The organism is Streptomyces avicenniae, from assembly GCF_000719135.1.
Lineage (GTDB): Bacteria > Actinomycetota > Actinomycetes > Streptomycetales > Streptomycetaceae > Streptomyces > Streptomyces avicenniae.
On the sequence record NZ_JOEK01000012.1, the window covers coordinates 167,476 to 184,722 of the forward strand.

The window sequence follows — 17,247 nt, forward strand, 5'->3', positions numbered from 1 at the left end:
GACCGCGCTCATACGGCGCCCGCCTCGGCCGTCCGCAGCTCACCCGCGATGCCCGCCGCCCGGCGCGCGAACTGCCCGACGGCGCCGACGCCGTCCCCCGGCCGCCAGATCAGGCCGTAGGCGACCGGCGGGACGTCGCGCACCGGCACCCAGGTGACGCCGGGGCGCCCGTGGTAGAGGGCGGTGCGCGCGCCGGTGGGCAGCGCGCCCTGCCCGGCCGCCACCATGATCAGCGCCTCCTGGAGCGTCGTGGCGACCGGGCCGCGCGGCGCCTCGGGCGGCAGGTGGCGGGCCGCCCAGACGTCGAGCAGCGGCACGCCCGCCAGGTCGGCGACGCTCACCGAGTCCCGCGCGGCCAGGGGATGACCGGACGGGAGGGCGACCACCTGCTCCTCCGTGAAGAGCGAGGGCCCGTGCGCCAGGTCCGGCTGCTGGACGGGGAAGTCCGCCAGCTGGACGTCGAACTCGCCCCGGCGCAGCTGCGCGTACGGGTCGGCCAGCGACACCTCGCAGACCTCGGTGGAGAGCCCCCGGTGCTCGGCGCGCATCGCCTCGGACACCCGCATCACCACCTCGCCCGCCAGCGAGGTGGCGAAGCCCACGAGCAGGACGCCCTCGACGCCGTTCGCGGCGGCCCTGGCGCGGGCCATCGCCTCCTCGATGCCGCGGTGGAGCGGGGTGAGGTCGTCCCGCAGGCGGCGACCGAGGGACGTCAGCTCGACGCGGCGGCTCGTGCGCACGAACAGCGGGGCGCCCACGCGGCGTTCGAGACGCTGCACGAGCTGGCTCACGCGTGCCTTGGACAGGCGCATGCGGTCGGCGGTGCGGGTGAAGTGCAGTTCGTCGGCGAGGATGAGGAAGCACTCCAGCTCGTCGCGTTCCATGCGGGCCCTCCGGATCGGCGGCCTGACGGGGCCGGGCGCGGGCGGGCCACGCCGTTCGTCAAGCTCGGCTGAACGAACGTCGAGCGGATCGGCGTTGTTCCCGCGCCCGGCGCGACGGAGGCTGGAGGGGCGCGGCGCTCCGGCGATCCGGTGCGCGCGCACCGTCCCGACGCCCCCGTCCCGCGCCATCGCGCGCCCCGGTGTGCCCTTTTTACGGCTTTCGCCGGTCACCTTCTTCCGTCTTCTTCTCCGTTCACCGCTTCGAGGAGTGCACATGAGCGCGCTGATCACCCGTAAATGGGGCGTGCTGATCGTTCTGTCAGGCGCCATCTTCCTGGAGGGCATCGACATCGCGATGCTCAACGTGGCGCTGCCCGCCATCCGGGCCGACCTGGGGCTCGCCACCGGCGAGCTGCAATGGGTGATGAGCGCCTACGTCCTCGGCTACGGCGGCTTCATGCTGCTCGGCGGCCGGGCCGCCGACCTCTTCGGACGCCGCCGCATGTTCCTGTTCTGGCTGACGGTCTTCCTGCTGTTCTCCGGCCTCGGCGGGTTCGCCACCGAGGGCTGGATGCTGATCACGGCGCGCTTCGTCACCGGTATCGCCGCCGCGTTCATGACACCGGCGGGCCTGTCCATCATCACCACCACCTACGCGGAGGGCCCCGAGCGCGACAAGGCGCTGCTCATCTACTCGGGTACCGGGGCGGGGGGCTTCACGGTGGGGCTGGTCGTCGGCGGCCTGCTCACCTCGGTGGACTGGCGCTGGGTCTTCTTCGCGCCGGTGGTCCTGTCGCTGATCCTGCTCCTCGCCGCCCTCGTCTGGGTGCCGAAGCCGCAGGGCCCGGCGCCGGTCTCACGCCGGGTGGACGTGGCCGGGGCGCTGTCCGTCACGGCGGCGCTGGTGCTGATCGTCCTCGGCATCGAGCGTGCCTCGCACACCACGGCCGCCTGGACCCTCGGGACGCTCGGCGCCGGGCTCCTGGCGCTCGGCGTCTTCCTCGCGGTGGAACGCCGGACGGCCGATCCGCTGGTGCGGCTCGGGATCTTCCGCAGCGCCCCCCTCGTCCGGGCGAACATCGGGGCGATGCTCCTCGCGGCGGGCTTCTTCTCGTTCCAGTTCATCGTCGTGCTCTACCTCCAGGAACTGCGCGGCTGGTCCACGCTGGAGACGAGCCTCGCCATGCTGGTGGTCGGGCTCGACGCGATCCTGTCGCCGACCCTGACGCCGCGGCTGGTCGCCCGGTTCGGGAACGTGCGGGTGATCTTCGGCGGGCTGCTCACGGCGTCGCTCGCGTACGCGCTGTTCCTGCGGGTCGAGGCGGACTGGGCCTACGCCGCCATGTTCCCGAGCCTGGTGCTGATCGGGCTGTCGTTCGCGCTGGCGTACGGACCGCTCACCATCGCCGCCACCGAGGGCATCGCGGAGCACGAGCAGGGGCTCGCGGGCGGACTGCTGTACACCTCCTTCCAGTTCGGCGCGGCGCTCGGTCTCTCGGCGGCGACGGCGGTCAACGTCGCGGGGACGGCGTCGCAGTCCGCTGCCGCGCAGCTCGACGGTTACCGGGCGGCGCTGCTCGTCCCGCTGGTGGCGGCGCTGGTGGCGACGGTCGTCACGGCGTTCGGCCTGCGGCGCGGACGGCGAGCGCTCGCGACGGGCTCCGGGGCCCGGGACGCGGCCGGAGCGCCGGAGCGCGAGGCGGTCCCGGCGGCCGGGCAGCCGACCTGACGCGGCATGGGGACGTGCCCTGCGGCCGGTCAGCGCTCCGGGAGGGCGGCGATCCAGGCGACGCGCGCGGCGAGGTCGGCGGCCCGTTCACGGTTCTCCGGGGACAGGCCACCGGCCGACCCGACGATCCGCGGCCCCCAGTGGGCGAGCAGCGGATCGTCGGGGGCAAGGGCCGCGGCGCGCAGCATGAGCCCGGCGGCGCTGTCGCGGCTGTCGGCGGCGCCGGGGGCGCTGTGGAGTCCGAAGGCCGCGCGCAGGTGGCGGTGCGCGCGGTCCACGTCGAGGAGGCGGGCGAGGTCGGCGAGCGGGGTGCGGGAGTCGTCCACGCGCAGGTTCACCGGTTCGTCGTCGCCGACGACCAGCAGGGCGGCGGACTGCCGTCCGCGCCGGTCGCCGCCCGCCTCCTCGCCCGCGCGCAGGGCGGTCAGCAGCCGCTGCGCCAGCGGCGATCCGGCGCTCTCCCGCCAGGCGTCCGCGAGCGCGGGGACGACTCCGGGTCCGGCGAGCATGTTGCCCTGGACGGTGGCGTGGACGTCGGTCAGGTGGGCGGCGCTGCCGATGCACTCCGGGCCCGTCCAGGCCGCGGTGCGGCCCGCGGTGTCGATGACGGCCAGCTGGCGGGTTGCGGCGTCGGGAAGCGCGCGCAGTGCGGCGACCGCGTCGTCGGGGTGGACGCCGCGCTCCAGCAGGTCGAGGGCCGCGCCCGGATGCCAGAAGTCCGAGGCGGCCTGGCCCACGGCGACGCCGACGCCGCGCCGCGCCACCGGTGCGCGGGAGCCGACCGCGAGGACACAGCTAGCGACGGCGACACCCGTGAGGCCGCTGTCCGGGTCATGGCCGAGGATCGAGTACGTCATGCCCCCCACCCTGGCCCGCCGACGGGTCGGCGGGCCAGGGTGTCTCGCCCGACGGGCGCGGGTCGATCGGGGTGAGGACCCCGAGCCGGTCCTCGATCGCCTGGGCGGCGGCCAGGCACAGGTCCTCCCGGAACGCGCGCCCGACGACCTGCACCCCGGAGGGCAGCCCGGCGGCCACGCCGGTCGGCACGGCCACGGCGGGCACGCCCACGAAACTGGTGACGCTGCACAGCCGCATCGCGGAGGCCACACGGTCCCGTCCGTCCCTGTCGCGCGACTCCAGGCCGGGCTCGACCGGAGGCTCGGTGAACACCGGCCCGAGCAGGAGCGGGTGTTCGTCCAGGAACGCGGCCCAGGAACGGCGGATGCCGAGCCAGGTGCCCATGAGCCGCACGAGTCCGGCCGCGTCCACGGGGGCGACCTGTTCCATGGCGAGGGCGAGGTAGCGGTCGCCGCCTTCGCCGAGCAGCGTGCGGACGACCGGCCAGGCCGGGGCGAACTCGGTCAGGGTGAGGCGGGCGTACGCCTCCAGCGCCTCGTCCAGCCGGGGCACGTCGGCCATCTCCCGGACGTCGTGACCCGCGTCCCGGAGCGCGTCGGCGGCGGACTCGACGGACGCGCGGACCGAGGGGTGGACGCCGTGCCCGCCCGGGTCCGTCACGACCGCCACCGTCAGGGGCCCGGGGAGCGGTTCGCCGTGAAGCGGGGCCGGTACGGCCAGGGGGTCGCGCGGATCGGTCCCGGCCAGCGCCTCGTACGCCAGCCGCAGATCGCCCACGGTCCTGGCGAGCGGGCCGTCGGTGACGAGCGTCTGGGAGGCGGGGCCAGGGTCGTCGGGGCCGAGGACGCGGCGGTCGGCCGGGAAGCGTCCGGTGGTCGGCTTGAGCGCCGTGACGCCGCAGAACTGGGCGGGGATGCGCACCGATCCGCCCGAGTCGTTGCCCAGCCCGAGCGGCGCCATGCCCGTGGCGACGGCCACGCCGTCGCCCCCGCTGGTGCCGCCCGGCGTCCGCGTGGGGTCCCAGGGGTTGACCGTGTCCCCGAACAACTCGCTCCGTGTGTGCATCCCGGCGAGGATCAGCGTCGGCATGTTGCTGTGGCCGACGGGGATCGCCCCGGCCGCCCGCAGCCGTGCCACCGGGAGCGCGTCGGCGGTCGCGACCCGCTCGCGGAAACGCCGGGCGCCGAAGGTGGTCGGCACGCCTTCGACGGGGGTGCTCTCCTTGACGGTGAAGGGCACTCCCGCGAGCGGCCCGAGCGTGTCACCGGCGGCGCGGCGGCGGTCCGTCCGGGCCGCGGCCTCGCGGGCGCGGTCCGCCATGAGCTGCGTGACGGCGTTCACGCGCGGGTTGACCTCGGCGATGCGCGCCAGATGACTCTCCATCAGTTCGGCGGCCGAGACCTCCGCGCGGCGCACGGCCGCCGCCTGCTCGGCGGCGGACAGCTTCCACAGGGCGTCCTGCATGGGGCGTTCTCCCGTTCTCGTTCCGATGCGAGCGCATCGGAACGAAGGGTAGCCCGGAACCGATGCAGGCGCATCGAATAAGGTGTCCGCACGGGAGGAACAGCGCGCACTGCTGCCGAGGAGGCGAACGGGCATGCCCCGACAGGTGGATCACGCGGGACGGCGCCGCACCATCGCCGAGGCCGTCTGCCGTCTGGCCGACGGGCAGGGCCTCGAAGGGGTGACGCTCCGGGACGTCGCCGAGGAGGCGGGAGTGTCGATGGGTGCCGTGCAGCGGTGCTTCCGCACCAAGGAGGAGATGCTCGTGTTCACGGTCGGGCACATCGGCGAGCGGATCGGCGCGCGTGTACGGGCCCGCCTCGTTCGTGGCCCGGCACAGTCCGCCGCCACCGCCCTGGGGTACGCGGCGAGCGAGGTCTCGCTGCTCGGAGAGGAGCACCGCGCCGAGGCCAGGGTCTGGCTCGCCTTCGTCGCCCAGGCGATCGTCAGCGCACCGCTGGCCGGGACACTGCGGGCGAACTACGCCGCGCTTGAGGAGGCGTTCACCCGGCTCCTCGCGGAGGCGGGTGAGAGCGCCGGACGCGCGGCGTCCCTCGTACCGCGGCGCGAGGCCCGGGCACTCCTCGCCCTCGCGGACGGGCTCACCACCCATGTGCTCGTCGGCCATCTCGCCCCGGAGGAGGCGCGGGACGTCCTCGACGCCCATCTGCGCGGGCTCTGGGAACGGCCGTGCCCCCCGGCGGCGACCGGTGCCCCGGGCGACGGGGGCGCGGGCTGAGCCCCCGCCACCCGGCTCAGGCGGAGGACGGGCCCGCGAGCGCCGAGCGGAGCAGCACGAGCAGTTCCTCGTCCGCCACGCCCAACTGCCGCGCGTCGCCGACGAGCGCGTGGACGGCGGTGAGCAGCGACGCGCGCGAACGGGCGGCAGGGTCAGCCGTGACGACCGCACCCCGACCGCGCCGCAGCTCTATCAGACCCTCCTCACGCAGCCGCTGGTAACCACGCAGCACCGTGTGCATGTTGACCCCGAGCGAGGCGGCCAGCTCGCGCGCGGCCGGAAGCCGTTCGCCGGGGAGCGCCGTGCCGTCGGCCAGGGCGCCGCGCACGCAGCCCGCTATCTGCTCGCCCAGCGGCACGGGCGACTCGGGGCTTATCCGGAAGAGCACGTCAGCCGCCCGCCCGCCGCCGGTCCAGCAGCCCGTTGAGCAGCGCGGCTGCGGTGGCGGAGTCGTCCACGGTGACGACGAACTCGCGCCCGTTCTCCATCCGTACGGAGAGCGCGGGGCCCGACCGCAGCACGACCCCCGAGGCTCCGGGCCTGATCCGGTAGCCCCAGCCGCCGAAGTCGGCCAAGGGGCTGATCTCGCGTGACCCGGCCGCCGTGATGCGCTCCAGGGGAACCCTCACCCGGGGCCTGGGCAGCAGCGGCGAGGCGACCTTGACGCCGCGCCGGTCCACCGTGACCCGCACGCTGCCCAGCAGACCGGTGAGGAGTGCCCCGCCCAGCATGACCGACGCCGGGCCCCAGCGCCCGAACACCGCGAGGAGGAGGGCGGCCAGACCGGTCAGGACACCGGTCAACACCAGCGCACGGGAGCCCACCTGACGGCTCCACGAGGCGGACTCGCCGGGCTTCAGCAGGAGCGGGGGCGTCACGGCCCGCGCCTCGTCGTCGGGGCGCGGCGCGGGGTCGGCGCCCGCGAGCCACCAGGCCAGAGCGCCCACGGCCAGGGCGGCGGCGAAGCCGACGGCTATCAGCCAGGCGGGCAGTACTGCATCGGAGGGATCGGCGACGTCCAGGTTGGCGCGCAGCAGGCCGACCAGCAGCGGGCCGAGCAGGGCGGCGGTCCCCGCGCCGATGGCGGTCGCCAGGCGCTGCGCGGGCGGCTCGCCCCGGCCCGCGAACAGGACGAACGCGACCAGCAGGACGGTCAGTCCCCCGAGGACTCCGACCCCGGTCCACAGGGCCGCCGCGCGGCTCTGGAATCCGTCCGCGCCGCCGCCGTCGAAGTGGGTGGCGAGCCGGGCGGGCAGCCGGTCGCGCCAGGCCGCGAAACAGACGGCGTAGGCCGTCAGGGCGGCGACGAACGGCACCGCCACCAGCGCGACGCGCCGGACCGTCGGCCCGCGCGCCGCTCCCCCGCCCGGACGCGCCCCGCGCCCGGTTGCCCCGCGCCGCTCCCCTGATCCGTTCCCTGTCATGCCGCGTCCCCCTTCTCTGCGGTCGCCGACGCCGCCCACCTGGGGTGTCGCCAACTTGTTCGCGTATCGCTAGAACAAGCTAACCATACGCACGAACGGCGTGTCATCACCCGAACGGGGGAGCCCGCCATGCGTCATCTCATATGTGAGATAGGCTCAGTCATATGATCGATGACTACCTCGCCCGGATCGGACAGCTCATTCGGGACGCACGTCAGCATCGTGGCTGGACGCAGGTCCAGCTCGCGGAAGCGCTCGGCACCAGTCAGAGCGCGGTGAATCGCATCGAGCGGGGAAATCAGAACATCAGCCTTGAGATGATCGCGCGAATCGGCGAGGCCCTCGACAGCGAGATCGTGTCGCTGGGGTACGCCGGGCCGATGCATCTGCGGGTGGTCGGCGGCAGACGCCTGCACGGCAGCATCGACGTCAAGACGAGCAAGAACGCCTGCGTCGCGCTCCTGTGCGCCTGCCTGCTCAACTCCGGCCGGACCGTGCTGCGCAGGGTCGCCCGGATCGAGGAGGTCTTCCGCATCCTGGAGGTCCTCGGCTCGATCGGCGTGCGCAGCCGCTGGATCAACGACGGCCGGGATCTGGAGATCGTGCCCCCGGCCGAACTCGACCTCGACGCCATCGACAAGGAAGCGGCCCTGCGCACCCGGAGCATCATCATGTTCCTGGGCCCGCTCCTGCACCGCATGGACTACTTCCGCATCCCCTACGCGGGCGGCTGCGACCTCGGCACCCGCACCGTCGAGCCGCACATGATGGCGCTGCGGCGCTTCGGCCTCGAAGTGACCGCCACCGAGGGCATGTACCACGCGCAGGTCACGCGGGGCGTGTCGCCCGACCGGCCGATCGTCCTGACCGAACGCGGCGACACCGTGACGGAGAACGCGCTGCTCGCCGCCGCCAGGCACGACGGCATCACGACCATCCGCAACGCGTCGTCCAACTACATGGTCCAGGACCTCTGCTTCTTCCTCGAACAGCTCGGCGTACGCATCGAGGGCGTGGGGACCACGACCCTGGTCGTCCACGGTGTGCCCGAGATCAACCGGGACGTGGACTACTCGCCCTCCGAGGACCCGGTCGAGGCCATGAGCCTGATCGCGGCCGCCGTCGTCACCGAGTCCGAGCTGACGATCCGCCGGGTCCCGCTGGAGTTCCTGGAGATCGAGCTCGCCGTGCTGGAGGGCATGGGCCTCGACCACGACCTCGGCCGCGAGTACCGCGCGGACAACGGCCGTACGCGCCTCGCCGACCTGACGGTGCGGCCCTCCAAACTGGAGGCGCCGATCGACAAGATCCACCCGATGCCGTTCCCCGGGCTCAACATCGACAACGCGCCCTTCTTCGCCGCCATCGCGGCGACGGCGCACGGCTCGACGCTGATCCACGACTGGGTCTACGACAACCGGGCCATCTACCTCACCGACCTCAACCGGCTCGGCGGGCGGCTCCAGTTGCTCGACCCGCACCGCGTCCTGGTCGAGGGCCCCACGCGGTGGCGGGCGGCGGAGATGATGTGTCCCCCGGCGCTGCGCCCGGCCGTCGTCGTGCTGCTCGCGATGATGGCGGCAGAGGGCACGTCCGTCCTGCGGAACGTGTACGTCATCAACCGCGGTTACGAGGACCTGGCCGAGCGCCTGAACTCGGTCGGCGCCCAGATCGAGACGTTCCGCAACATCTGAACGACGCGCCCGCCGCACCCCCGCCGCGCCCGCACGGGCCCGGCGGGGGCGCGGCGCCGTCTGCGGGACTACTCACGGGAATGTGGCCAGCCCGAGAGACGTCCAACGCGCACTCGACGAAATCGCCGACAACCCCAGCTTCCGGCAAGACCTCATCAACAAGGCAACGTCCGTCCGGGATGCAATGAACGCGGGCGACTACGGCATGAACCAAAACCGTGCCGCCGAGATGCACTTCCTCATCCAAGGCCTGGGAAGAACGTGACCGTGACCGACCTCGCCTTCTACACCCACTTCGCAACCACTGGTCAGGTATACGGCCTCGGAATCGGCTCCACTCCCGAACAGTGGACCGGCGAATTGAGCGAGGGTTTCCTCGACGACAGACAGAAGAAGAGGCTGCGCTGCGACTATGGGCTGATCGAAGTCGGCTTCTCCCGAGAACAGCAGCAGTGGAAGTGCTTCGGGGTCTCCGTCCAAGTACACCGCCTCGCCTCAGGCGACGGCCTCATTCCGCAGCGCCTCCAGGAGGACCACGGGCCGTTCCGCTCACACGTCCCCTTCGATGAACTGTCCGCCGATATCGGAGCGCGGAACGTCCCACTCGAAGAACTCAGCGGGCCCGGCTTGAGCGGTTACACCGCCTACAAGACCACCGTCGGCTCAACGACCATCTACATCTCGGCCCAGGACGACGACCCCCTCCACCGCCCCGGCGACATCTGGTCCATCACCGTGCACGCCTAGGCCACGTCTGATGATTGAGGGCTGATTTCCGTGCAGCGGCCACGCGTCTTCTCAGCATCCGGCCGATATGCCACCGGGCGCCGTTCGACAGCGGAGCTCTGTTCGTCCGAGGCTGTCGTGCTTCCGCGGCGCAGGACGGGGCGATCGCAGCCCATGGACCGGACAGGCTGTGGGACTTCTCCGGGACTTTCGGCCGCATCAGAAAGCAGGCGTGCGAAAGATCCGAAAGGACGTACCCGCAGGTGGACGTCCCATCGGCACTCGACTTCGCAGGGCAGAAGATTGCCCGGTCTCCTCGCAACATCTGAACGACGCGCCCGCCGCGCCCGCTCGGGCCCGGCGGGGGTGCGGCGTGTCCGGTGCCGTGTCAGGGCGCCACCAGGCGTGCGACCGCTTCGACCACGACCGCCCGGCGCCGCTCCGCCGGGACGAGCGCCGCCAGGTCCTCCCCCGGACGGTGCCACATCGCGGCGAGTCCCAGCACGAGCGCCAGGACCTGCGCGGCGGGCATCGCGCCGGTCACCGCGCCGCGCCGCTGGGCCTCCGCGACCGCCTCGACCTTCTCCCGCATCGCCTCGGCCACCACCGCGCGCTGCGCCGACTCACCGCGCTCCAGGTGGTACCAGGTGAGGAAGCGCATGACCTCCGGGTGCTCGACGCCGCCGTCGTGCAGCCTGCCCGCGTATTCGGGCAGCCGGTCGGCGTCGATCGGGACCGACGAGACCGTCAGCTCCACGATGTGGTCGAAGACGGCGTCGAACAGTTCCGCCTTGCCCTTGTGGAAGGCGTAGACCAGGCCGGGGCTGATCCCGGCGCGCCGGGCGAGCCGGTCCACGCGGGCGCCCGCCATGCCGAACTCCGCGAACTCGGCGAGCGCGGCGCCCAGCAGCTGCTGTCTCTTCGCCTCGGGATCACGCGTACGCATCCGCCCATCGTAATGAGTGAACGTTCATTTGACGAACCCCGGCCGCCCGCCTACCTTAATGAACATTCATTCAGCAATGACGGGAGCCGGGAATGCCCCACTGGACACCTGACGACATCCCCGACCAGGGCGGGCGCACCGCGCTGATCACCGGCGGCAACAGCGGGATCGGCCTCGTGACCGCGCGCGTGCTCGCGGCCCACGGCGCCCGGGTGATCCTCGCCGGGCGCGACCCGGCCGGTCTCGACAGGGCCGCGGCCTCGATCCGTGCGGCCTCCCCCGGTGCACGGGTGGACTCCCTCGTCCTGGACCTCGCCGACCTCGCTTCCGTGCGCGCCGCTGCGGCACAGGTCGCCGCCCACGAGACGCTCGACCTGCTGTTCAACAACGCCGGGGTCATGAACCTGCCGGAGCGGCGGCTGACGCGGGACGGGTTCGAGATGACCGTCGGCACCAACCACCTCGGCCACTTCGCGTTCGACGCGCAGGTGTGGCCGGCGGTACGCCGGGCGGCGGCCCCGCGCGTGGTGACCGTCAGCGCCGTCGCCGCGCGCTGGCCCGTGGGCAGGCTCGACGACCTGATGAGCGAGCGGCGTTACGGAGGGATGGCCGCCTACGCCAAGTCCAAGCGCGCGGGCGTCGTCCACACCCTCGAACTCGCCCGCAGGACGGCGGGTACGCCCGTCGAGGCCCTGGTCGTCCACCCGGGTTCCGCGATGACCAACCTCCAGCAGCACGGCACGGGGCGCCTGGCGCGGCTGCTCACCCCGGTGGCGAGGCGCCTGCTCATGGGCTCGCCGGACGGCGCGGCCTGGCCCTCGCTCTACGCGGCGACGAGCCAGGACGTCCGCAGCGGCCAGTTCATCGGCCCCGCCGGGCGCGACCAGACCTCGGGAACCCCGCGCCCCACCAGGCTTCCGAGGGGAGCGGGCGATCCCGAGGAGGGCGCGCGGCTGTGGCGGGAGAGCGAACGGCTCACCGGTGTGACGTTCGCCCCCTGAGGACCGCCGCCGTCAGCCGGGGAGCAGGTCGGCCGTGAGCACCTCGTCGGTCTCCTGGTCCACGACGCTGACGCGGACCGCGCCGCCGCGGGGGCGGTCGAGGTCGGCGTCCGCGTCGAGGGCGAACAGGACGGAGACGGGGCGGTCGCACGCGCAGCCCGCGTCGTGCCGGGCGCCGGTGTAGTGCAGGATGCGCCAGCCGTCGGCCTCCCAGTGCTCGACCAGTCCCGAGCGGATGAGCGGGGCGGCCGTCTCCCAGGCGAGGGAGCGCTCCAGCAACTCCACGGTGGCGGCGACGGGCACGGCCGTCCCGCCCGTGGTCAGCGGATTGCCGAACAGGCGCAACCGCAGGCGGCTCAGGGGCGGTCGCCAGCCGCGCCCAGGGGCGGCCGAGAGGTACGCGAGCAGCGCGGCCGTGGCCGCGAGGACCGCGGCGGCGGCGCCCGGACGCGCGCCGACCGCCGTCCACCACGGCACGGTGGCCGTCGCCGCGAGGACGCCACCGCCCGCGACCGCCGCCGCGCGGGCGAAGGAGGCGGGGCCGATCGGCGCCTCCTGCCGCGCCGTGCAGCCGCAGGACGCCTCGGGGGCGATCCAGCGGGAGACGCCGAGGTAGGCGAGGAAGCCCGCGCCGAGCAAGGCCGTGCCGATGCCGGGCAGCGGGCTGCCCGGCGCGGCGACGAGCGCGGCGGCGAGGAGGAGTTCGGCCGCTCCGGTGGCCCGCAGGACGAGCACGGCGCGCTCGGGTCCGCGGACCAGCCGGGGCAGCGCGGTGCGGGCCGCCTGTGCGCGGAGGGCCCGGCCGAGGAGTTTTCCTGCGCCGGTGACGGCGAGGAGAGCGGCCAGGGCGAGCGGGACGACGCTCGCGGCGAGGGTGGTCGTGGACACGGCGCCTCCCCCGTTCAGTGGCCGACCGTGACGCGGACGACGTCGATGCCGCCGTCCGCGGGCCGCCAAGCGCCGAGGATCTGCGCGGGCTGGCCGATGCGCAGCCGGGACAGGTCGGCGGTGAGGGCGCCGCCCGCGTAGGAGGCGGCGGTCTCGGGGAGGGTGTGGCCGATGAGTTCGTCGTTGCCGTGGGCGAGGTGGAGGCGCCGCCGGTGGATGCCGCGGATGCTCGTGTAGAGGTTCACGATGTTGACCCACACGGCGTCGGCGGCCACGGTGCCGTCCGGCATGGTGACGCCCCGCGCGTAGAGGCCGTCGCCGACGCGGATGTCGTCCAGGGTGACGGCGCGGACCTTCCAGATGCTCGTCGCGTTGGTGATCTGGATGTGGTGCGTCTCGCCGTAGGACCCGGCGACGTGCAGCATGGCGCCCTTGACGGCGCCGACGCGGCCCTCGGCGAACGTCGTCGTGGTGACGGCCGGGTCGAGGGACGGGACGGGGGCCGCGAAGGCCGCCTCCGCGTCCAGGGCGCCGAGGGCCGAGGCGCCGACGATGGTGGCGCCGCCGACGGCGGCCGAGGTGAGGAAGCCGCGTCGGGCGACACGGGCGGAACGGTTCACGGTCATGTCGGTGCGTCCTTCCACTGGGAGATCAGGCGGTGGTCACTCGGTGATGAGGACCGGCAGGACGCCGGAACTCAGGCTGCCGATGGCGGAGAAGGCGGCGGGTGTCAGGTCGAGGACGCGGTTGACGCGGCAGCTGCCGCCGCAGCACGCCTGTTCGCCGCAGAAGCTGCGGGTGCGGGGGCCGCAGTCGGTGATGGTGATGCAGACGGTGGCGCCCGAGCACTGGTGGCTGATGTTCATGACGGAGCCGCAGCCCCGGCGCGGGATGCCGCCCTCGCCGCAGAGGTCGGGGCGGGTGAGGTCCCAGCACGCCTGGCTGGCGTTGGGCCAGGCGCCGTGGTTGGCGGCGGAGCGGCAGTTGCCGCAGGCGCCGCCTCCGGTGCTCGCGCAGGGGCCCCAGGCGGCGCCGCAGCAGAACCACGTGGTCTCACCGGCCCAGAGCGCGGTGGTCGAACAGGCCACGGTGGACTCCTCTCGGTAGGAACTCGGCAGGAAGCGGGGCACGCACAGCTTGTCCCGTACATGACACATCACGGGCCGCACGGGTGCGCGGGACCCGGCGGGGTGACGAGGGGGCCGCGACGATGCGGGCCCCGTCCCCGGCCGGGACGGGCGGGGCGTACGCCGGACGGGCTCATCATCCCGGCTCCTCCCTGACCCGCGCCAGGGGGCCCCGGGACCGTGATTGGTCCGACAACTGACGGCCCGCCGAGCGCTTCTGATCGGGTGTCACCCGACGAGGACCAGGGGCGATCACCTCCTGTCCGGTTAACACACATTCACCGGACAGGGTATGAGGGGGCGGAATCCGGGGGAGGTGATCAGTGACCGGCTGACCACCCGGCGACGTTGAGGAGTTCGATCATGGATCACGCGATCGACAACAGGCTTGACCACAGGCTCGACCGGCGGGCATCGCGACGGACCCTGGTGCTGTTCGCGGCGGTCTTCACCGCCGCCGTGCTGCTCTCCCCCTTCCTGGTCATCTACGAGTTCCTGGCGGGGGCCGTGGGTCTGGTCGTGACGGGCATGGTGGCGCGCACGACCGAGAGCGCGGTCACGATGACGGCCACGGTGGTGTTCGCGGGACTGCTGGCGGGAAGCCTGCCGTACCTGGCCGCCGCGCCGTTCGTCTCCTGACACGCCGTCGCACGGCGCTCCGCGGGGCGGGACCGCACAGCCGGTCCCGCCCCGCGCCATGTCCTGCCCCGCCCACCGGCCGCGCGGCGACGGCGCGTGTCGGACCTCGCGAGCAGGGCGGCGCGAGGGAGGACGGGCCCTAACCTGGGGTGATGTACGAACGCAGGCGTCGCAGGTACTTCACGCTGATGGCCGTCTGCCTGCTGCTGTTCGTCGGCGCGGGCGCGGTGGTGCGGCTGTGGTCCGTACCGCTGGCGATCGCGATGTGCGTGGTGGCCGCCGTCATCCCGCCGCTGGCCGCCGTCACGGCGAACCGGCGGGACCCCGACGACCGGTGGTGGGACGAGCGCGACGGGCCCGGCGACGGACCGCGGGACCGCTGAGCGGCCTCACCACGGCAGGTCGCGGATCTGCTGCACGCACAGCACGAGGAACAGCAGCCCCGACCCGGCCAGCATCACGTTGCTCACCGGCCCGTTGCGCCACTCCCCCGGCACCCGCGAGCTGTTGAGCAGCCACAGCAGTGTCAGCGCCAGGAAGGGCATGAAGAACGCGCCCAGCACGCCGTAGGTGACGATCAGGCCGATCGGCTGGTCGAGCCAGAGCAGGCCCATCGGCGGGAACGTCAGCCACAGCAGGTAGGCGCGGAAGGGCCACGACCGCTCCCGCGCCCGTTCCTGCGCCGGGTCGGTGCCGTCCGCCGGGTCACCGCCACCGCCCGTGCCGACGGCCTGCGGCCACAGCCGGACGACGAAGTCGGTGAACAGGAGGCTGACGCCGTGCCACACACCGATGACGGAGCTGAACGAGGCGGCGAAGAAGCCGATCAGGAACAGGTTCGCCGTGGCGGGGCCGAAGCGCGCCTCCAGCACCTCCCCCACGTCCAGGAGCCCCCGGTCGCCGCTGGCGAGCGCGATGTCGGCGGCGTGGAGCAGCTCGGCGCCGATGACGAGCATGGCGACGACGAACAGCCCGGTCGTGGCGTACGCGACCCGGTTGTCCAGCCGCATCATGGGCATCCAGCGCGGGCCGGTCCAGCCCTTGGCGGTGACCCAGTAGCCGTACGCGGCGAGGGTGATCGTGCCGCCGACGCCGCCGATCAGGCTGAGGGTGTAGAGCGTGGAGCCGTCCGGCAGCGTCGGCCACAGCCCGGCGCCCAGCGCGGGCAGGTCGGGCGAGACGCGGATGGCGATGCCCACCACGACGACGAACATGACGCCGACGAACGCCGTCATCAGCTTCTCGACGACCGCGTAGCGGTTGAACCAGACGCAGGCGAGGCCCAGGAGTCCCGACAGGATGCCCCAGGTGCGCACCGAGGGCCCCTCGGGGAAGAGCGCGGCCAGCGGCAGGCCGCTGGCCGACATGCCGGTCGCGCCGTACACGAACCCCCAGACGACGACGTACACCGCGAAGTAGCCGACGGCCCAGCGGCCGAGCGTCTGCCAGCCGTCGAAGAGCGTCGTGCCGGTGGCCAGGTGCCAGCGGCCGGTGGCCTCGGCGAGCGCCACCTTGATCAGGCAGCCGAGGACGGCGGCCCAGACCAGGGTGTAGCCGAAGCGTTCGCCCGCGACGGCGGTCGCCACCAGGTCGCCCGCGCCGACGCCGGTGGCCGCGACCACCAGCCCGGGGCCGATCAACCGCCAGCGTGCCCTGGGGACTTCGGAACCGGTCTCCTCGCGCGTCTTCGCCACGGAAGGCATCCTGCCCGCGGATCATGACCCCGACAACGCGGATGCGAACGTTTTTTCCGTCGCGCGCCGCCGGGCGCGCGCCCGTGCGCCCGGCACGCCGTCGCGCGCGATGGTGCAATGGGGACATGACCTTCCACGTCGCCTCGGAGACCGGACGGCTGCGCCGGGTGATCCTGCACCGGCCGGGACTCGAACTGAAACGCCTCACCCCGAGCAACAAGGACGAGCTGCTCTTCGACGACCTCCTGTGGGTGCGGCGTGCGCAGGAGGAGCACGACGTCTTCGCGGGGCTGCTGCGCGAGCGCGGGGTCGAGGTGCTGCTGTTCGACGAACTGCTGGCCGGGACCCTGGCCGTCGCCGCGGCGCGCGCGCAGGTGCTCGACCGGGTCTTCGACGAGCGGGAGTACGGCCCGCTGGCGACCGGGCGGCTGCGGGAGGCGTTCGACGCGCTGCCCACCGGGGAGCTGACCGAGGCGCTGATCGGCGGCATGACGAAGCGGGAGTACCTGGCGGGGCACGGGGAGCCCGTCTCGGTCCGCTTCCATGTCATGGGGATGGACGACTTCCTGGTCAACCCGCTGCCCAACCACCTGTTCACCAGGGACGCGTCGGCGTGGGTGTACGACGGGGTGGCCATCAACGCGATGCGCTGGCCCGCGCGTCAGCGCGAGAGCGTGCACTTCGAGGCGGTGTACGGGCACCACCCGCTGTTCGCCGGGGCGGCGGCGGGAGGCGACGGGGGCGGCGGGGGCGGCTTCCGCTACTGGGCCGAGGGGCAGGGCGCGCAGCCGTCCACCATCGAGGGCGGGGACGTGCTGGTGATCGGCGAGGGGGCGGTGCTCGTCGGCATGAGCGAGCGGACCACGCCGCAGGCCGTCGAGCTGCTGGCGCGGCGGCTCTTCGCGACGGGGTCGGCGCGGCGGATCGTGGCGCTCGACCTGCCGAAGCGGCGGGCGTTCATGCACCTGGACACGGTGCTGACGATGGTGGACGCCGAGACGTTCATCCAGTACGCCGGGCTCGGGATGCTGCGCTCGTACACCATCGAACCGGCGGACGGGGACGGCGGCGGGCCCGAGCTGCGGGTGACCGACCACCCGCCGGGGGACATGCACCGGGCGATCGCCGCCGCGCTCGGGCTCCCGGCGATCCGCGTCCTCACCCCCCGGCAGGACGTGCACTCCGCCGAGCGCGAGCAGTGGGACGACGGGTGCAACGTGCTGGCCGTCGAGCCAGGCGTCGTGATCGCCTACGAGCGGACGGTGACGGCGAACGAGCACGTCCGGGCGCAGGGGTTCGAGGTCCTGGAGATCCCGGGGAGCGAGCTGGGCCGGGGCCGGGGCGGGCCGCGGTGCATGAGCTGCCCGCTCGCACGGGACCCTGCATAATCATGTA

At 73.4% G+C, this 17,247-nt stretch carries 19 protein-coding genes; 9 read left to right on the forward strand and 10 right to left on the reverse strand.

Features of this window, described 5'->3' with window-relative positions; translation table 11 throughout:
• Positions 1 to 8: 8 nt before the first annotated feature.
• Positions 9 to 884 carry a LysR family transcriptional regulator gene (locus IF27_RS21075; protein ID WP_052851247.1) on the reverse strand — a complete coding sequence of 292 codons (876 nt, stop codon included), beginning with the start codon at positions 882 to 884 and terminating at the stop codon, positions 9 to 11.
• Between the two features lie 274 nt (positions 885 to 1,158).
• Here IF27_RS21075 and IF27_RS21080 point away from each other — a divergent pair, with 274 nt between their 5' ends.
• Positions 1,159 to 2,613 carry an MFS transporter gene (locus tag IF27_RS21080; protein ID WP_052851248.1) on the forward strand — a complete coding sequence of 485 codons (1,455 nt, stop codon included), beginning with the start codon at positions 1,159 to 1,161 and terminating at the stop codon, positions 2,611 to 2,613.
• 29 nt (positions 2,614 to 2,642) lie between these two features.
• On the opposite strand, the gene IF27_RS21085 is transcribed toward IF27_RS21080, so the two are convergent.
• Together IF27_RS21085 and IF27_RS21090 are read right to left on the reverse strand one after the other, a co-directional pair.
• Positions 2,643 to 3,470 (reverse strand): DUF1028 domain-containing protein, encoded by an 828-nt coding sequence (locus IF27_RS21085; RefSeq protein ID WP_052851249.1) that lies wholly within the window; start codon positions 3,468 to 3,470, stop codon positions 2,643 to 2,645.
• Positions 3,445 to 4,935, reverse strand: coding sequence for an amidase (locus IF27_RS21090; RefSeq protein WP_110946105.1), 1,491 nt, complete (start codon positions 4,933 to 4,935; stop codon positions 3,445 to 3,447). Before IF27_RS21090 ends, IF27_RS21085 begins: the two co-directional genes overlap by 26 nt.
• Before the next feature lie 133 nt (positions 4,936 to 5,068).
• Here IF27_RS21090 and IF27_RS21095 point away from each other — a divergent pair, with 133 nt between their 5' ends.
• Positions 5,069 to 5,713, forward strand: coding sequence for a TetR/AcrR family transcriptional regulator (locus IF27_RS21095; protein WP_052851250.1), 645 nt, complete (start codon positions 5,069 to 5,071; stop codon positions 5,711 to 5,713).
• A gap of 16 nt (positions 5,714 to 5,729) precedes the next feature.
• Here the strand turns inward: IF27_RS21095 and IF27_RS21100 are convergent, their stop codons facing one another.
• Complete coding sequence (locus tag IF27_RS21100; protein ID WP_052851251.1) at positions 5,730 to 6,101, reverse strand: GntR family transcriptional regulator; 372 nt, start codon at positions 6,099 to 6,101, stop codon at positions 5,730 to 5,732.
• A 1-nt stretch (position 6,102) separates the two neighbouring features.
• Complete coding sequence (locus IF27_RS21105) at positions 6,103 to 7,137, reverse strand: SdpI family protein (protein WP_190233056.1); 1,035 nt, start codon at positions 7,135 to 7,137, stop codon at positions 6,103 to 6,105.
• A gap of 164 nt (positions 7,138 to 7,301) precedes the next feature.
• Between IF27_RS21105 and IF27_RS21110 the strand changes: the two genes are divergently transcribed.
• The 3 genes from IF27_RS21110 (at position 7,302) to IF27_RS21120 (ending at position 9,578) form a co-directional block, all read left to right on the forward strand.
• Entirely contained in the window at positions 7,302 to 8,831 is a 1,530-nt protein-coding gene (locus tag IF27_RS21110) for a helix-turn-helix domain-containing protein (RefSeq protein ID WP_052851253.1), read from the forward strand.
• Between the two features lie 82 nt (positions 8,832 to 8,913).
• Complete coding sequence (locus IF27_RS21115; RefSeq protein WP_052851254.1) at positions 8,914 to 9,096, forward strand: hypothetical protein; 183 nt, start codon at positions 8,914 to 8,916, stop codon at positions 9,094 to 9,096.
• A gap of 2 nt (positions 9,097 to 9,098) precedes the next feature.
• Positions 9,099 to 9,578 carry a hypothetical protein gene (locus IF27_RS21120; RefSeq protein ID WP_052851255.1) on the forward strand — a complete coding sequence of 160 codons (480 nt, stop codon included), beginning with the start codon at positions 9,099 to 9,101 and terminating at the stop codon, positions 9,576 to 9,578.
• A gap of 367 nt (positions 9,579 to 9,945) precedes the next feature.
• Here the strand turns inward: IF27_RS21120 and IF27_RS21125 are convergent, their stop codons facing one another.
• Positions 9,946 to 10,503 carry a TetR/AcrR family transcriptional regulator gene (locus tag IF27_RS21125; RefSeq protein ID WP_052851256.1) on the reverse strand — a complete coding sequence of 186 codons (558 nt, stop codon included), beginning with the start codon at positions 10,501 to 10,503 and terminating at the stop codon, positions 9,946 to 9,948.
• 92 nt (positions 10,504 to 10,595) lie between these two features.
• Between IF27_RS21125 and IF27_RS21130 the strand changes: the two genes are divergently transcribed.
• A complete protein-coding gene (locus IF27_RS21130; protein WP_052851257.1) occupies positions 10,596 to 11,504 on the forward strand; it encodes an oxidoreductase in 909 nt (302 codons plus the stop codon).
• Between the two features lie 12 nt (positions 11,505 to 11,516).
• On the opposite strand, the gene IF27_RS21135 is transcribed toward IF27_RS21130, so the two are convergent.
• From IF27_RS21135 to IF27_RS21145, 3 genes are read right to left on the reverse strand one after another with little or no spacing between them, the layout of a single operon-like run.
• Complete coding sequence (locus IF27_RS21135; RefSeq protein WP_052851258.1) at positions 11,517 to 12,392, reverse strand: MauE/DoxX family redox-associated membrane protein; 876 nt, start codon at positions 12,390 to 12,392, stop codon at positions 11,517 to 11,519.
• A 14-nt stretch (positions 12,393 to 12,406) separates the two neighbouring features.
• Positions 12,407 to 13,018 (reverse strand): hypothetical protein, encoded by a 612-nt coding sequence (locus IF27_RS21140; protein WP_052851259.1) that lies wholly within the window; start codon positions 13,016 to 13,018, stop codon positions 12,407 to 12,409.
• Positions 13,019 to 13,054: 36 nt separating this feature from the next.
• Positions 13,055 to 13,480: an RlpA-like double-psi beta-barrel domain-containing protein gene (locus IF27_RS21145; RefSeq protein WP_052851260.1), complete on the reverse strand. Its 426-nt coding sequence runs from the start codon at positions 13,478 to 13,480 to the stop codon at positions 13,055 to 13,057.
• A gap of 402 nt (positions 13,481 to 13,882) precedes the next feature.
• Between IF27_RS21145 and IF27_RS21150 the strand changes: the two genes are divergently transcribed.
• Both IF27_RS21150 and IF27_RS21155 read left to right on the forward strand, forming a co-directional pair.
• Positions 13,883 to 14,158, forward strand: coding sequence for a hypothetical protein (locus IF27_RS21150; protein WP_052851261.1), 276 nt, complete (start codon positions 13,883 to 13,885; stop codon positions 14,156 to 14,158).
• A 152-nt stretch (positions 14,159 to 14,310) separates the two neighbouring features.
• A complete protein-coding gene (locus IF27_RS21155) occupies positions 14,311 to 14,541 on the forward strand; it encodes a DUF3099 domain-containing protein (RefSeq protein WP_052851262.1) in 231 nt (76 codons plus the stop codon).
• Between the two features lie 6 nt (positions 14,542 to 14,547).
• Here IF27_RS21155 and IF27_RS21160 read toward each other — a convergent pair whose 3' ends face one another.
• Positions 14,548 to 15,861, reverse strand: coding sequence for an Nramp family divalent metal transporter (locus IF27_RS21160; RefSeq protein WP_052851263.1), 1,314 nt, complete (start codon positions 15,859 to 15,861; stop codon positions 14,548 to 14,550).
• A 116-nt stretch (positions 15,862 to 15,977) separates the two neighbouring features.
• Between IF27_RS21160 and IF27_RS21165 the strand changes: the two genes are divergently transcribed.
• The gene (locus IF27_RS21165; RefSeq protein WP_052851264.1) at positions 15,978 to 17,240 is read left to right on the forward strand and encodes an arginine deiminase; all 1,263 of its coding nucleotides are present in this window, start codon (positions 15,978 to 15,980) and stop codon (positions 17,238 to 17,240) included.
• The last annotated feature ends 7 nt before the right edge of the window (positions 17,241 to 17,247 follow it).

Bases quoted from the DNA above. Each gene is read 5' to 3' on its own strand.
- IF27_RS21075 (WP_052851247.1), bottom strand. From the start codon at position 884: ATGGAACGCGACGAGCTGGAGTGCTTCCTCATCCTCGCCGACGAACTG.
- IF27_RS21080 (WP_052851248.1), top strand. From the start codon at position 1,159: ATGAGCGCGCTGATCACCCGTAAATGGGGCGTGCTGATCGTTCTGTCA.
- IF27_RS21085 (WP_052851249.1), bottom strand. From the start codon at position 3,470: ATGACGTACTCGATCCTCGGCCATGACCCGGACAGCGGCCTCACGGGT.
- IF27_RS21090 (WP_110946105.1), bottom strand. From the start codon at position 4,935: ATGCAGGACGCCCTGTGGAAGCTGTCCGCCGCCGAGCAGGCGGCGGCC.
- IF27_RS21095 (WP_052851250.1), top strand. From the start codon at position 5,069: ATGCCCCGACAGGTGGATCACGCGGGACGGCGCCGCACCATCGCCGAG.
- IF27_RS21105 (WP_190233056.1), bottom strand. From the start codon at position 7,137: ATGACAGGGAACGGATCAGGGGAGCGGCGCGGGGCAACCGGGCGCGGG.
- IF27_RS21110 (WP_052851253.1), top strand. From the start codon at position 7,302: ATGATCGATGACTACCTCGCCCGGATCGGACAGCTCATTCGGGACGCA.
- IF27_RS21125 (WP_052851256.1), bottom strand. From the start codon at position 10,503: ATGCGTACGCGTGATCCCGAGGCGAAGAGACAGCAGCTGCTGGGCGCC.
- IF27_RS21130 (WP_052851257.1), top strand. From the start codon at position 10,596: ATGCCCCACTGGACACCTGACGACATCCCCGACCAGGGCGGGCGCACC.
- IF27_RS21140 (WP_052851259.1), bottom strand. From the start codon at position 13,018: ATGACCGTGAACCGTTCCGCCCGTGTCGCCCGACGCGGCTTCCTCACC.
- IF27_RS21150 (WP_052851261.1), top strand. From the start codon at position 13,883: ATGGATCACGCGATCGACAACAGGCTTGACCACAGGCTCGACCGGCGG.
- IF27_RS21155 (WP_052851262.1), top strand. From the start codon at position 14,311: ATGTACGAACGCAGGCGTCGCAGGTACTTCACGCTGATGGCCGTCTGC.
- IF27_RS21160 (WP_052851263.1), bottom strand. From the start codon at position 15,861: ATGCCTTCCGTGGCGAAGACGCGCGAGGAGACCGGTTCCGAAGTCCCC.
- IF27_RS21165 (WP_052851264.1), top strand. From the start codon at position 15,978: ATGACCTTCCACGTCGCCTCGGAGACCGGACGGCTGCGCCGGGTGATC.